At 67.3% G+C, this 13,462-nt stretch carries 17 protein-coding genes; 8 read left to right on the top strand and 9 right to left on the bottom strand.

Features of this window, described 5'->3' with window-relative positions:
* Nucleotides 1–28 precede the first annotated feature (28 nt).
* Nucleotides 29–592: a TetR-like C-terminal domain-containing protein gene (locus ABZ810_RS03065; protein WP_358398440.1), complete on the top strand. Its 564-nt coding sequence runs from the start codon at nt 29–31 to the stop codon at nt 590–592.
* A 68-nt stretch (nt 593–660) separates the two neighbouring features.
* On the opposite strand, the gene ABZ810_RS03070 is transcribed toward ABZ810_RS03065, so the two are convergent.
* Nucleotides 661–2,445: a hypothetical protein gene (locus ABZ810_RS03070; protein ID WP_358398442.1), complete on the bottom strand. Its 1,785-nt coding sequence runs from the start codon at nt 2,443–2,445 to the stop codon at nt 661–663.
* Nucleotides 2,446–2,518: 73 nt separating this feature from the next.
* Here ABZ810_RS03070 and ABZ810_RS03075 point away from each other — a divergent pair, with 73 nt between their 5' ends.
* A complete protein-coding gene (locus ABZ810_RS03075) occupies nt 2,519–2,944 on the top strand; it encodes an SgcJ/EcaC family oxidoreductase (protein ID WP_358398444.1) in 426 nt (141 codons plus the stop codon).
* An 89-nt stretch (nt 2,945–3,033) separates the two neighbouring features.
* Here the strand turns inward: ABZ810_RS03075 and ABZ810_RS03080 are convergent, their stop codons facing one another.
* The gene (locus ABZ810_RS03080) at nt 3,034–3,462 is read right to left on the bottom strand and encodes a hypothetical protein (RefSeq protein ID WP_358398446.1); all 429 of its coding nucleotides are present in this window, start codon (nt 3,460–3,462) and stop codon (nt 3,034–3,036) included.
* Between the two features lie 109 nt (nt 3,463–3,571).
* Between ABZ810_RS03080 and ABZ810_RS03085 the strand changes: the two genes are divergently transcribed.
* Complete coding sequence (locus ABZ810_RS03085; RefSeq protein WP_358398448.1) at nt 3,572–3,763, top strand: hypothetical protein; 192 nt, start codon at nt 3,572–3,574, stop codon at nt 3,761–3,763.
* Between the two features lie 389 nt (nt 3,764–4,152).
* On the opposite strand, the gene ABZ810_RS03090 is transcribed toward ABZ810_RS03085, so the two are convergent.
* Both ABZ810_RS03090 and ABZ810_RS03095 read right to left on the bottom strand, forming a co-directional pair.
* On the bottom strand, nt 4,153–4,326 hold the full coding sequence (locus tag ABZ810_RS03090; RefSeq protein ID WP_358398450.1) for a hypothetical protein: 174 nt from the start codon (nt 4,324–4,326) through the stop codon (nt 4,153–4,155).
* A 253-nt stretch (nt 4,327–4,579) separates the two neighbouring features.
* Nucleotides 4,580–4,747, bottom strand: coding sequence for a hypothetical protein (locus ABZ810_RS03095; protein ID WP_358398452.1), 168 nt, complete (start codon nt 4,745–4,747; stop codon nt 4,580–4,582).
* Nucleotides 4,748–4,780: 33 nt separating this feature from the next.
* Between ABZ810_RS03095 and ABZ810_RS03100 the strand changes: the two genes are divergently transcribed.
* Nucleotides 4,781–5,185 carry an FAD-dependent monooxygenase gene (locus ABZ810_RS03100; protein WP_358398455.1) on the top strand — a complete coding sequence of 135 codons (405 nt, stop codon included), beginning with the start codon at nt 4,781–4,783 and terminating at the stop codon, nt 5,183–5,185.
* Between the two features lie 130 nt (nt 5,186–5,315).
* Here ABZ810_RS03100 and ABZ810_RS03105 read toward each other — a convergent pair whose 3' ends face one another.
* Complete coding sequence (locus ABZ810_RS03105; protein WP_358398458.1) at nt 5,316–6,494, bottom strand: prolyl oligopeptidase family serine peptidase; 1,179 nt, start codon at nt 6,492–6,494, stop codon at nt 5,316–5,318.
* A 259-nt stretch (nt 6,495–6,753) separates the two neighbouring features.
* Nucleotides 6,754–7,371, bottom strand: a complete 618-nt coding sequence (locus ABZ810_RS03110) for an LmbU family transcriptional regulator (RefSeq protein ID WP_358398460.1) — start codon at nt 7,369–7,371, stop codon at nt 6,754–6,756.
* Between the two features lie 362 nt (nt 7,372–7,733).
* On the opposite strand from ABZ810_RS03110, the gene ABZ810_RS03115 reads away from it, so the two are divergent.
* The 3 genes from ABZ810_RS03115 to ABZ810_RS03125 all read left to right on the top strand — a co-directional run bounded on the left by ABZ810_RS03115 (nt 7,734) and on the right by ABZ810_RS03125 (nt 10,371).
* Nucleotides 7,734–8,171, top strand: coding sequence for a hypothetical protein (locus ABZ810_RS03115; RefSeq protein WP_358398462.1), 438 nt, complete (start codon nt 7,734–7,736; stop codon nt 8,169–8,171).
* Nucleotides 8,172–8,526: 355 nt separating this feature from the next.
* Nucleotides 8,527–9,144: a hypothetical protein gene (locus ABZ810_RS03120; protein WP_358398464.1), complete on the top strand. Its 618-nt coding sequence runs from the start codon at nt 8,527–8,529 to the stop codon at nt 9,142–9,144.
* 759 nt (nt 9,145–9,903) lie between these two features.
* Nucleotides 9,904–10,371: a MarR family transcriptional regulator gene (locus ABZ810_RS03125; RefSeq protein WP_358398466.1), complete on the top strand. Its 468-nt coding sequence runs from the start codon at nt 9,904–9,906 to the stop codon at nt 10,369–10,371.
* 228 nt (nt 10,372–10,599) lie between these two features.
* On the opposite strand, the gene ABZ810_RS03130 is transcribed toward ABZ810_RS03125, so the two are convergent.
* Nucleotides 10,600–11,481, bottom strand: a complete 882-nt coding sequence (locus tag ABZ810_RS03130; protein WP_358398468.1) for a PhzF family phenazine biosynthesis isomerase — start codon at nt 11,479–11,481, stop codon at nt 10,600–10,602.
* 208 nt (nt 11,482–11,689) lie between these two features.
* Nucleotides 11,690–11,995 (bottom strand): DUF1330 domain-containing protein, encoded by a 306-nt coding sequence (locus tag ABZ810_RS03135; protein WP_358398471.1) that lies wholly within the window; start codon nt 11,993–11,995, stop codon nt 11,690–11,692.
* Nucleotides 11,996–12,183: 188 nt separating this feature from the next.
* Between ABZ810_RS03135 and ABZ810_RS03140 the strand changes: the two genes are divergently transcribed.
* Nucleotides 12,184–13,086 (top strand): LysR family transcriptional regulator, encoded by a 903-nt coding sequence (locus ABZ810_RS03140; RefSeq protein WP_358398474.1) that lies wholly within the window; start codon nt 12,184–12,186, stop codon nt 13,084–13,086.
* A 243-nt stretch (nt 13,087–13,329) separates the two neighbouring features.
* Here the strand turns inward: ABZ810_RS03140 and ABZ810_RS03145 are convergent, their stop codons facing one another.
* On the bottom strand, nt 13,330–13,461 hold the full coding sequence (locus ABZ810_RS03145; RefSeq protein ID WP_358398477.1) for a Tn3 family transposase: 132 nt from the start codon (nt 13,459–13,461) through the stop codon (nt 13,330–13,332).
* Nucleotide 13,462 lies beyond the last annotated feature (1 nt).

Genomic DNA, 13,462 nt, shown 5'->3' on the forward strand with positions numbered 1-13,462 from the left:
GACAGTTTCTGATACTTGGAGTATCGCAATGAAGTCCCGCGGACGCAAGCCCGACCCCGACGTCGACGCGCGCATCAAGCAGGCGGCGGTGACGCTGCTGGTGAGCAAGGGCCCCTCGTTCACCATGGACGAGGTGGCGACCGCCGCCCACGTCGGCAGGGCCAGCGTCTTCCGCCGCTACGCCACCAAACGCGACATGCTGCTCGACGCGATCAGCGTTGCCATGGACGCCCAGGTCCCCGCCGTCCCCGACACCGGCTCCCTGGAAGGCGACCTCCTCGTCATCGTCACCGAGACCCTCGCCGCATGGAACTCCCCCGAACTCGCCGAACGCACCCGGCAGATCTTCGGCGAAGCCGGCCGGGACCCCGCCATCGCCGAAGTCATCCGCACCGCCATGCGCGACCGGATGACGCGCAGCTGGGCGATCTACGACCGCGCCACCGCCAGAGGCGAACTGCCCCCCGGCACCGATCTGTGGCTCCTGTCGGACATGCTGGTCGGCCTGGTCGTCTACCGCGGCCTCATCGACGTCCCGCAGCCCGACCCGCCGCAGATGCTCAGAGCCCTCATGCGCGGCTTCACCCCCTGACCCCGCGGCGGCCACAGCTGTCCCGCCGACGAGACATCTCGCGGTGAGACACCGCGCTGGTGACCGTATTAGCGGTCCGCGGCGCTGCCGGGCTCCAGAGTCGACAGTGCGCGGTGTGCGAGGTCGGCCAGATGCCGAGGACAGTTCCAGTCCTCGAATGAGAATGAGAGCCCCACAGGCTCGTATTCCTCCGGGGCGTAGAGCGCGTTGATGGCCATGCGTGCGGCCATTTCGCAGGCGCGTGCGTTCTGAACGACGTCGTCGGGGTCACCGGCGCCGTCCCACACCGCGTCCCACGGATGGGGCGCACCGCCGTGCCGGCAGGGGGAGCCGAGCGCGGCGGGATCAACGGTGCGCAACGCCGCCCGAACATCGGCGGCGATCGGCGCGGGAAGGGCCATGCGGGGTCCCCGGCACCGGCTCCAGAACAAGAACACCAGCAAGACCAGGCGTTCCCGGGGTCCGCCGGGGTCGGACAGCAGCCTGCGAGCGGCCCAGTGGGACGCCTCGGCGACGTCGAACTCTTCCCAGTCGAAGAACTTCAGCAGCCCGGTGAGCTTATCGATCTCCAGCCGACCATCGGGGCGCAGCAATTCAGCGTCCAGGTACGGGGTCTCGCCGGTGCCGAAGAGGCCGCGAAGGCCTGCGCGCATCTCGTCCGATGCCACTCTCGCGGAATGCCGCAGGAAGATCGGGCAAAGCCAGGAGTCCAGGGAGACGCCGCCGAATCGCCGACGCCGCCATTCATAGGCGGCTCGGCCTCCGTGGGTGAGGAACCAGGAGACGGTGGAGATGTCCTGTCGCTGGTCTTCCGGATTCGGGCCGCCCAGCGCCGGGTTCCATGCCTCCGGGTCCGTGGCCAGAACAGGGTGGTCGTCGTCGTGTGCGCAGCGGGCGGCGGGAAGCGCGTCCAGAGCGGTCTCCAGAGCCGCGATCGCCTCCTCCAACACCCGCGGTACGGCGAACCGTGGGTGGTGCGTGGCCAGCGTGCGGAGGGTGACGATCAGTGCTGCGCATTGCCCGTGTTCGGTGGCAACGGAGAGTTCCGCCGCCAGATCCAGGACGGTGACACGCGCATCGTCATCAGTGAGCGGGTAGTCCTCAAGAACGTCCCCGGCTCGGCGGCTCAAATGCTCGGCTGGCTCTCGTGCCAGGAGGGGCGGGTGGATGAGAACGTCCTCGGCGGCACCCGGCCGTAGCGCGTCGATCGCCATGCGGGTGAAGGCCGCGACGTTACGCGGGCATCGCCAGCGCTGCTCAGCCTGATCCGTCCACGGTTCCGCGCCGACGAGCCGCGCGGCCGTCGCGGGCAGGTCATTCCAGCCCTCAAAGGTGTGGCAGCCCCAGAAGTCCTCCCAGACGACGTCGTACATCAACTCTTCATAGTCGTCGATGGCCGCGTCATAGGCGTGTACGCCGTGCTCGCACGGGCGGTCACGCAAGGCGGCGTCCACCGCGGTGAGCACCCGCACGACGCTGTCGACGGGCAGGTCCGGCGGAGCATCGTAGAAGGGCTGAGACATGATCATGATTCCCAGTGCCAGCGCTGGAGCGACCCGGTCGTCGGGAGCCGAGCCGAGCCGCGTCACGCAGTCCATAAGCAACTCCTCGCGGGACCTTCCGGTTGTGAGCGGTTCCCCGATGCCCGCTCGCCGCCATTCGTCCACCAGTGCCCGCCAACCGGCGGCGTCTTCGGGCATCGGGGCGAGTTCCGTCTTGTCATCGACCATGCAGTCAACGACGACGCCGGCCGGCATGCGGTTCCCGTTCACTGCCGCCGCTCTGCGACCACCATCCGCCGCGTCCTTGGACCCGTCGCATTCGAAAAGATCACCGGCGGTCCGGAACTGCACGACGCCATATCGAATGATGGTCGCACTCTCATGATTTGACTTCAGGCAAGCTCGAGGTGCCATTGTGTCCCGCATGGAGACAACGAGATTTGACGAGCAGGCGCGCGAGGCCGAAATCGGCGAGATCAAGCAGGTGGTCGCCACTATCCAGCATGCCCAGCAGAACGAACTCCCCGGGGAGTTCGTCGGGCTATTCCGGGCCGACGCGATCTGGACGACGGCCTTTGGTAAGCGCCTCACCGGCCGCGAGGAGATCTCGGCGTTCACGCACGAAGTCCTGCCTGGTGCGATGAGAGAATCCACAGCCACCTACGAAGTGGTCCACATCCTGTTCATCCGTCCCGACGTCGCCGCCGTCAAGGTCCGCCAGCGGGCGGTGACCCTGGACGGCCGGCCGATCGAGGGCCAGAACGAGGGCAGCCCGCTGTACGTCATGGCCAAGCAGGACGGGCGGTGGCTTCTGACCGCCTGCCAGAACACCGAGGTACTCGGCTCGTGACCGTCAGCCCCGGACTGCTCGATCCGCCATAAGGGGCGGGTCGGGCATAGCCGAGCCCGTGGGGAACCCGGCGGGGCTTGGTCTCCGGTTCAGTGCTTTCTGAAGAAGGTTCGTGTCGGTCCGGACAGCAGGAAGGCCACAGCCAGCAGGGAACTGATCACGAAGGGAAGAAAGATGATCGTCGCCCAGTGGAGGTGCAACAGCGTGACAAGGGCGTAGCAGACGCTTCCGAAGGCGAGACAGGATTCCAGGAGGAGTGCGCCTATCCAGGTCCTGGTCCGGCGCCGCGGCATGGTCCGGGCGAGCCGGATTCCAGCGAGGGAGACGAGAATGACAGCCACGCAGAGGAGTAGATAGACGTAGCCGAAAATCACGAAACCCGTCTCTCGCAGGTCGTAGGTGACCACCGTGGAGACGACGAGACCTCCCAGGCCGACGAGCCCGACGGCCGACCAGTGAGCGTACATGTTGATCGCGGCGAGCCGTAGCACCTTGGGCGGCGCCGGTACATCGGCCATTCATTCGCTCCTTGTTCTGTTCGTCCGAATAAAATGTACGTCATACAGGTGCGACCGGCACTGGACATGACAATGCCTTCTGATCCGAGCCGGTAGGTACACTTTGCCCATGTCGAGAAAAGTGATGTACTTCGTGGCGCTGATCGCCGCTGGTGCGGCCCTCACACTCCTTGATCAGGTCTATGCGAATGACCGGTCCTGGTGGCTGGCAGCACTGTCGGTGTTGGCGACTTTGGCCGTGGTCTGCGGCTTGTGGCTGCTCAGGCAACGGCGCGATTCCGGCGACCAGAAGCCGTTCTGAGCGATTCGCCCAAGGTTCACTGTGTCCGGTCGGCGGGACACCGCGGACCACGGGGTGATCCAGGCTTACCCCGAGGCGGCTATATCACGTCAAGCCGCTTGAGAAAGATCTTCATGGCTCTTCTGGGGCGGACGTTCGAGGGTCTTGAAGACTTGGCGGCCGATGGCGCGTTTGAGGCAGCGTTGTGCGTCGCGGGAGGACTTGCCCTCGCTGGTCCGTGGGGCAACGTATGCCTTCGTGGTCGGTCCAGCTGATCAAGCCAACGGGTGGGCCAAGGACGAACGGATTAATCTCGGCGATGACTTGCATTCCAGTGGACGGTACCTGGGTGCGCCGAATGGCGGAAACTTCCGAACGGACTATGTACTCAGGAGGCGTCGCCGCGGCGTTCACGCCGTCGCCCCGCAGTTGCGTACGAGTCCCGCCGCCGCCCACCGGATGGAGGGGTGCTCGTCGTCCTGAAGGTGAAGCAGTGAGGGAAGAGCCTCCTGGACGGCTGCGCGCGCCTCGCCGCGGCCGTCGGCGATGAGAAGGAGCGTGTTGCGGGCCGGGGGGATGAGCATCCGTTCGACCAGGAACAGCAGCGCTGGGGGACGCGTCGCCCCTATGCACGGAGCTGTAGAGGCTTTTGACCGCTTCCTGTGCGGTGCCCTCCTCATCTGAAGCGACCTTGGCGAATAGATCGGGAACCTCGTGCGCAGGACCGCGCCCCGCCCAGAGGGGAGGCCCAGTCGGTCTCGTCGAGCCGCCGCGAGTGCGCTGCTGGTCCCGGTCGCGATCGGACGGCTGGACCGCCGGACCGTCCTGTTGGCCTGATCACCCTTGCCCAACGGTCACGTGTACTGATTTCTCACCGCCGATGCCGACCGGCCGGGCATCCGCCACCACGACGAACTGGCCGAGGTACGGCGCCGCGTCGGCCACTGGCACGATCCGATCCCGCGCGTCCTGGCCGCCAGCGCTCCCAGCGCGGTACTGCACCACGACATCACCACCCTCGACCCGCTGGACACCTATGTGCGCGGCCGGGTGGCGCTGCTCGGGGATGCGGCCCACGCCCAGTCACCCGACCTCGGGCAGGGCGCCTGCCAGGCCATCGAGGACGCCGTCGTGCTCGCCTCGGTGCTGGCGGCCGAACGCGATCCCGGTCCGGCGCTGGAACGGTACGACCGGGAGCGGCGTCCGCGCACGCAGGCCATCGCCCACGCGGCGCAACGTCAAGCCGAGCTGAGCCACAAGCATTTTCAAGCGATGACCACCGCGGCCCGGCTACTGCCGCCCACACTGTGGCGCCGCCAGATCGCGCGATGGTGGACTGGATGCCACCCGCCCTGCGGTGATCGTGAATCCCGATCGGATGGGCCCGCCGTCCAAGTCCAGAACCCAGCGAAGGCCGATGCGCAGGGTATCCCCGTCGTGTGATCGAAGTGCTGGTCCGGTGATGCGGGCCCGCAGGTTTCGGCGGCCTGATCATCGGTCGACCACCCACCGGACCCGCATCGAACGGCAGCTCTGGCGAAACAGTGCCTAGCCGAGTTCGCGGGTGATCCAGTCATAGATCAATGCCGAGGTGTGGGGGAGATTGCCGATGCCGCAGTGGGCGTCCGCACCGTCGGCGGTGGCGAGGGTGGTGAACTGCTTGGGTGCGCGCAGGGTGTCGTGGAACTGCCGGGCTTGTTCCGCCGCCACCCCGATTTCGCCTGCGGCGGCGAGACTCAGCGTCGGGCAGACGATCTCCTGCTCCAGGCCTTCCAGGGTGAAGAGCCCGGCCTGGGCGGCGAATTCCTCGAGTGTGGCCGCGCCGGTGCTCCACAGGAGGTAGTTCTCGACGAAGGCCGACCCCACCCCAGCGTGTCTCCTTCACCTCCTTCATCAGGTTGTCGTCGTTCCGCTCGCCGGCGCCCAGGACGATGCCGAGAAGGTCCCGTTGCGGGGCGTTGGCCACCAGCGCCTTGACGCGCTTGTCGTGCGCGGCCGCGCGCGGGGCGAGGTAGCCGCCGAAGCTCATCCCGTACAGGGCGATCCGGTCGCCGTCCACGTCCGGATGGTCGGCGGCGTAGTCCATCACCGCGCCGAGCGGTACTTCGGCGTCCGGCTGGAAGGCCAGCTCCGGGTGGTACAGCTGCAGGCCGCGCTGGCCCGGGCCGTGGAAGGCGACGACGTTGAGCCCGCGGGCGAGCGCGTCGGGAACCCCGGCCAGCAGGTACATCTCCTCTCCGTAGCCGTCGACGCCGCCGCAGGCGACCACCGTCGGCCGTGGCCGACCGTCGTCGGCGACCGTGAACACATAACCGGGAAGCATCACGCCGTTCGCGTAGGGGATCGCGATCTTCTCGGCCGGGTGGGGCATGAGCGGAACGGCGGCGTCGAACTGGGCGACGCTCTCTTCATACAGTTTCCGGCGCTCTTCCAGCCGGCTCGCGGGGACGAAGAATTCAGCGGCCCGAAGGTAGTTGTAAGCCCGCAGGTATGCGCTCAGCGCGGTGGCGCGCCGGCCGGTCGCGATCGCTTCCGCGCCGTGCATGGCGACCCGTCGTCCCTGCTCGGCCCAGGCCTGGATGTAGGCGTCACGGTCGCCGCCACGCCGCCGCACCGTGTCGGCGACCACGAGGACCTCTCCGGGAGAGGCGGCGCCGTAAGACGCGCCGGCCAGCGCACGTAGATACTGCAAATCCAGTGCGGCGTCGTCAGTGAATCCGGGTCGGGTGAACGAAGAATTCGCTTCGGTCATCTGCTTTCCCGCCTTCTTTTGGTATAGAGAGCGCGTCGTGAGCAGCGTAGGTGCAACGTTGAATGACGCACATTCGACAGAATTCGGCGACCGTCGTATATACGACAGTGAGAGAGAGGACCTCGCCACCGACATCCTGGTGCAGGTGGCCCTCGAGACAGGCCAGGCGTCTGCTGTCGGTGGTCGCCTGGTGCCTGGAACGAGGTATGCCCCACCCTCCGCGGCAGATGGCGGCCGTTTCGTCGGGATGCCCGGGGGGTCAGTCCAGGGTGGGCTGGGTCTGGAGGATGTGGAGTGCGGCCTGGTCGAGGATCTGCGAGGCCCAGTAGGCAAGGTCGGCCCCGGCGCGCTGGGCGGCCTCCTCCCATTGTTTCCGCCGGTGCGGGTCGATCTCCATCGTCACCACGACGACAGCCTCGCCCGTGGGAGCCGGGCGGGAACGATCGGAACGCAGCCGGTTCTTCAACCGGCTCACCGACCACCCCTCACGCTCGGCGCGCTCCAGCCACACATCCTGCTCCTCATCGCCCAGCGCGGCGACGACCGCGTGATGCTGCATGCTCAGGGTGTCCCGCCGGCGGGACACCGCGAACCGCCGGGCGATCCAGGCATAGTTGCGCAGCGTCTGATACGACAGCCCGGTCTGATCGATAGCGCGCTGGTAACGATCCGGATAGCACCGCTGGCCGTACACCAGCCAATCACCCAGCCACCACGCCGACGCATCCGCGATCACACCGATCTGCCGCCCGATGTCCACCCACGAACCCAACGGCAACTCCGCCGGCAACGCCAGACCCACACGCCGCGTCAACGCACGCCCATCCAACGAAAGCCGCTTACCCCCACCCGCGGCGACCATCGTCTCTTCGGTCATCGTCTCCTCTTTCCGTCGTCCATCCCGCCGCCGACGAGGAGCAGCTTCGCCATCCGTTCCGATTTTCGATACTAGGAATCTCAGATACTCCGAGTATCACAATAAACCGTAGCGGACCTCAAGCCCGGACGTCGACGCCGATGCGCCGAGCAAGCAGGCAGCGGTCACGTCGCCGGCGAGCAAGAGGCCGGCTGACGGCGTCGCGAGAGAGCGGGCAACCGCCGAGTGACACGAACCGAACACGACGGCGTGGTCCCCGGCTGTGGCCTGCCGTTGCCTGGCTATCGGCCGCCGACCTGGCCGTCGCGGTGGTGTGCTTCGCGATCGTCTCGACCGACCGGCATCCGGGCTCGTTCCGGCCGGTGATCGACGGCCTGGAGGACGTGCTGCTCATCACCGTGCCCGGCGGTGCGTTCTGTCTGCTCACGGTGCTGTCGGCGGCGGCGGTGAGCCGACCCGGTACCGGCGGACTCGCGGGGACGAGCACCAGCAGCGCGTTCGACCACGTCCCCGATTGCGCCACAGGCCGGACGAGCTGGACGGTCGTCCCGGCGGAGATCTCGGTCTCGCCCGAGCTGGTCGCGCGCCGCTTCGCGCCTGAGGTCGAGACGGCGGTGTACTTCTGCTGCCTTGAGGCCCTGCAGAACGCGACGAAGTACGCCGGCATGTGCCTGCCTCGATTGAGGCTGACCTGCGACGGCGGCGTTCTGGAGTTCTCGGTGTCAGATCCCGGCCTCGGCTTCGACGCGCGGGTCCGCCACGTCCGGCTCCGGACTTCGCAACATGCGGGACCGGCTTGAGGCCATCGGCGACCACCTGGAGATCCATTCCGCCCCAAAGGCGGGCACTACGGCGCGTGGACGTGTGCCAGTGCTCGATTCGCGAATTCGGGATTCAGATCCCTGAAGCGCACCCGCTCTGACCTGGGCATTACCCCCGAGCGAAGGCCCGGTGCCAGACGGCATGCCCCGCAGCCGGCCCTGCGGCGTCAGCCCCGGCTGACGATGCCGTTGTCGTAGGCGAAGATGACGCCTGTCCCCGGTCCCGGGCGCCCATTTTGATGGAGATGTTCCACCCGTCCGTTTCACCGTGGAGGCTCCCGACCTGATTTCCTGAAGGGAATCCCATCTACTTTAATGCCTGAGAAGATATGGCATGGTCCGTCCTGATAGAGAAGGGAATTCGGTGTACCTTAACGCGGATGGCACCTTTGATCGCGAAAAACTGGCTTCTGATCTGGATCAAGCCGTCCATGGGTACGGCCTCTGGGATATCGATGAGGTGGTGGGCTGGGTGGCCGATCGTCTACACGAAGACCCGCGTCACCAGGACGTGCCCGCACTCTTGCTCGCCGTGTACGTGGGCCGGTTCCCTATCGTGTATGGGCTGCGGGATTCCATCGTCCTTGACGAGGTGACCGAGGCCTTGAGATTCGTGGCCGCCACACTGTCCATAGCGGAGTGTTCAGCGCCAGGCGTGCACATCCACCCTCCCTTGAAAGCGCTCCACGAGAGCGAGGAGTTGTTGGGCGGTCCTGAAGGTCTCACCCTGGTCATCCGCTTGCTGGATGACCGGCGTGCCTGGGCCGAGGAGATCCAGGCCGACGCCGAGGACAGCGACATGATGGACGAGCTTACGGAGAGTGTCTTTGGGCATTCCTCGCTGACGGACTTCGACGGATGGCACTGCTCGGTGTTCATCGCCGCTCTGGCCGCCCACACCCTTGAAGAACTTCGGCTGTGGGCACGGGACCGTCCGCGGCCACTTCAGTGAGCCTGGCCGTGAACAGACGTCAGGGGCAGCAGATCACCTGTCCGGCGTAGGTGGGTCCGCCGACAAAGCAGAAGAGCAGGACGGGGGAGCCCTGTATGCGTTTGATCTTGCGCAACCGCGCCGTCCACGCACGCGCGAGGTGTCCCGCCGATGGGACAGCGGTGACCGCCAGCCTACGGTTCCCCTAGACCGAAGTCCCATCGGACCAAACAGCGCGTCTGGTCACCGCCGGGGATGGACGCTGCACGAAGAGGGTGATCAGTCGACGGAAACCGAAGGCCGGGAGGGCATGCTTCCCGATCCTGCGCTTTCGCGGGAAGGCGGAAGGCAACCACCGCCTCCTGGAGGTACGGCCTACCCGCCTGATTCGACCGTATGTCGAGGGCCCTGGTGCACGGCCCTCGGACGGGATGTCGTGCTGGTCTCTCAAGGTGCAGGTCTTATCGGCAGACCGTCCGCGATCACGCTGTGACAGCACATCCGAACCTGCCCTTGAAGAAGCAGCCCCGAGTCCGCCGGGGGCACGGTCGTCCGCTCGGGACCGCTCACCGCCCTCATCACGAAACCGGTGCGTGCCGGGCTCAGGTGAAGCGGCCGTCTGGGTGATCCCCGAGCAAGTGATCACGGCTTCACTGTGTTGTCGCCGACAGCGTCTAGATGATCACCACCTTGCCCTCAACCAAACTTGAGGTCATACGGTCTCCACGCGACCTGTACGACCGTGCAGGTCCCACACCGCGGTACCAGGAGGAGCGTCCCATGACGATCCAGCAGATCCCCGACGCCGAACTCGCCGGACAGCCCGCCGCGTACTGGACCGGTGTCGCTTACGAGGCGCTGATTGCGTACACCCGGGCCCGACAGGCCGAGAAGGGCTACACCCAGCCCCAGTTCTGGCTGCTGCGCAACCTGTCGGTGAATGACATCTCGCCCACCGGCGACGGGATGACCCTGCCCGAGCTGCGAGAGGCCATGGCCTCCTACATCCGGCCCGAGGACGACCTGGCGGCAGAGGCCGAGGCGCTCCTGGAACGTGGCTGGCTGAGCCGGGACGCCGAGGACCGGCTGTGGCTCACCGAGGAGGGGGAACAAGCGCGCGTCGACCTCGCACGCAACGCCCCCGCGGTCCGCGCCGCCCTCCACGAAGGCATCGACGACGCGGACTACGTCACCACGGTCAAGGTGCTTCAGCGGTTGATCCGCAACGCGGGCGGAACGGTCGCCTGAGCTTGTCATTTAACTAGGCGTCTATCCTTCAGAGTCCGGTTCAGTGCCTATGGCACGACCGCTCGCTGCTGATTGATCTTTCGGTGGGGCTCGGCCGGGGTGTTCGATCTTGTGCTGGCTTCTATGGCAAGGCCGGCGACCTGACCGGCGACGATCGCGAGCACGTCGAGGTGTCCACCCTGGCGTTGCACCTGATCCAGGCCACCATCGCCTACCTCGACAACAGGTCTAGTTGTCGCCTCGGTGTCCGTCGCGGACCACCGCTAACCCGCCGACCCGGGTCGTGATGCCCGCTGGCCCGCGTCGGGCCGAAGCGAGCACGCTGGCCGGTCGGCCGAGGGTGTCGCCCTGCTCCACCTCGATCGCGACCGTCTGTGCCCCTGTCGTGTCGAGCAGGTGGGCGGCCAGGCAGCCGGTGCTGTTGGCGTTGGCGACGTCCTCGTCGACATTGATCGCCGGCGCGAACATCCGCGCCGCACCCGGTTGGTCGCCCACCGGCGGTGCGTACACGAAACAGCCGAGGAGCCCGTACCGCTGGCACGCCGCTGTCAGCCTGCCGAGGTGTGGGTGGACTCGGAGCAGCGCCGACCGGTCGTGGACCGGCACCAGCATGCGTGGTGCGCCGGGCGCGGCGATCCGTGGCGCGTCGGTCGGATGCGGGTCGTCCGCGGTGAGCCCGAGCGCGGCGACGATCGCGGCGCGCTCGTCCGGTGCCGGGTGACGTAGCGCGACGAGGCCCTGGTCGAACCACACCTCGATGCCGGAGGGGCGGCGGATCGCGACGGTGTCGAACGTGCGCCCGCCGGTGTGTTGGCGGTCGTTCAGTTCGCCCAGCGCGGTGCGGGTCAACCGGACGGCCTGCGCGGCAACGGTGCCATGGCCGCAGCCGGACAGTTCGGTGGTGGCGGTGAAGAACCGGACCGGCCGGCCACCGTCCGGCGTCCGCCCCGGGCCGAGGAACGCAGCGTGCGAGGTGCCGGCCGCAGCAGCGACCGCACGCCGGTCCGCGTCCGTCGCCGCCGGGTCGTCGTCGGTGACGGCCGTGGGGCTGCCGCCCCGGCTGTCGCGCCGCACGCACGCATCAACCACCGTGACATCCGGCCAGGACATCGGCCCACCTTTGACGCTCAACGAACCGGCAACCGCGAACGGCGTTTCGCCGTCGCCGGACCTGGCCGCAACGGCCGGCCGAACGCGTCCCGGAGCATACCGTCCTGCCTCAGCCGGTGCCGTCCTGCACCGGATAGTGGATGATGACCGCACCGCCGGTGGCGTGCGTATCAGGTGACGGATGCTCAGCGATGGCTGTGCCCGCCGGTCAGTCGATGCCTTCGATGATGCGGAAGTCGCGCTCGACGCCGCCGGGGAGGGCCACCAGCGCCTTCTGGTATGCCTCGCTCTCGTATGCCGCGACGGCCTGTTCAAAGCTGTCGAACTCGATCAGAACGACGCGTTGCGTGATTCCGGCCTCGTGGGCGACGACTCGACCGCCACGGGACGGGAGGAGGGACAGGTTGCGCCCGCCCCCGGCCTGGACAGCCGGACCGGCCAGCTTGTCGTAGGCAGTCAGCCCCTCAGGGCCGGAAATGGCGGGGTAGACACTGACCCAGTAGCCCTTAGTCATGGAAACCTCCTGTGCTCGGCCGGACACGTCCGACTTCGAATTGACACTCAGATCGATCGATCCCGCCGACGGGTACTGCGGTCAGTTGAATCGTCATATGCGCAGGTTAGGGCTTGATGTCCGGTCGAGGGAAAGACCGGTACGGGATAGAGTCAGAACGGATCGTTATCAATTGGCGGGGAGGTCACGTGGCGCCGGATACGGTGAGCCTGCGGTACTTCCTGGTGCTGGCGCAGGAGTTGAACTTCACCCGCGCGGCCGCACGGATCGGTATCGCACAGCCCGCACTCAGCGCCCGGATGCGCCGATTGGAGGCGGAACTCGGTACGGCCCTGCTGGTCCGCAACACGCGTAGCGTCGTATTGACCACGGCCGGTGCGGCTTTGGCGGAGTCCGCGCCGCCCGCGCTGGCGGCGCTGGACCGGGCATGGGACACCGCCCGGAGCGCGGCGGCCGGTGAACTGGGCACGCTGCGCATCGGATACAGCCTCAGCGCCGGGGCCGAGACGGCACCGGCCCTGGTGGACAGGCTGATTCGCGGCAACAGCGGACTCGAGGTCGGCGCGGTCCCGATGGCGACACCGGAGATCTCCCACGCGGTCGCCGACGGTCGCATCGATGCCGGGATCACCCGCGGTGAACAGCCGGGCCGTGGCGTGCGCCGGTTCCTGCTGCGGCGTGCGCGCGTCGGGGTCCAGTTGGCGCAGCACCATCCGCTGGCCGAATACCCGGAGATCGAGATCGCCGACGCGGCCGCGTATCCGCTGCGACTCCCGGACCGTGCGGCCAACCCCGTGATCCACGATCAGCTGTCCGCACTGTTCCGAGACACCCGACCACACCCCCGATTCCACACGCCCGCAGTCTCTTTCGACATGTCTCAGCGCGACCTGCGCGACGGGGTCACCCTCGCCCCGGCCGGAGAAGCCGCGGTCACGGCATCACCGGCCGGTCTCACCTGGCGACCGCTGCGGGGCGCGCCCAGCCTGACGTTCCACCTGGTCCTCCCACGCGAGCAGTCGCCGCTACACCGCCGCATCCGTGCCGTCGCCAAAACCCTGGCGCACGAGCTGCACTGGCTGCCGGACTGACGCGCAAGAGGTCAAGTGAGACGGAGACGTCTGCGGTGGCGAGCCGAAGACCTTGCGCCCGGCGGATTTCGCGGTGATGAGCCGCCCCGGGTCGGGTGGAGACCTCAGTTGGTGGCTGTGAGCTGGGGTTTCATGATTGCCAGGTAGTGGTCTCACAGCCATACCCCCGGCTCCCAGGCCCCCCGGATCCTACGAACGACCAGATCGGACCCGCATCAAAACGGTAGGACAAGCTCGGGTGATCTACTCACGCAACTTGGGCTCGGACAGATAGCGCAGCAGACTCATGGTGCGGATCGCGCGGCCGAGCTTGCGGAAGGCGCGGTAGAGCCGGTTCTTGCGGGAGTGGTTGCCCAGTTGGCGCAGCAGCGTCACC

The sequence above is a fragment of the Spirillospora sp. NPDC047279 genome, assembly GCF_040643285.1.
In the GTDB taxonomy this organism is placed as follows: Bacteria; Actinomycetota; Actinomycetes; order Streptosporangiales; family Streptosporangiaceae; genus Spirillospora.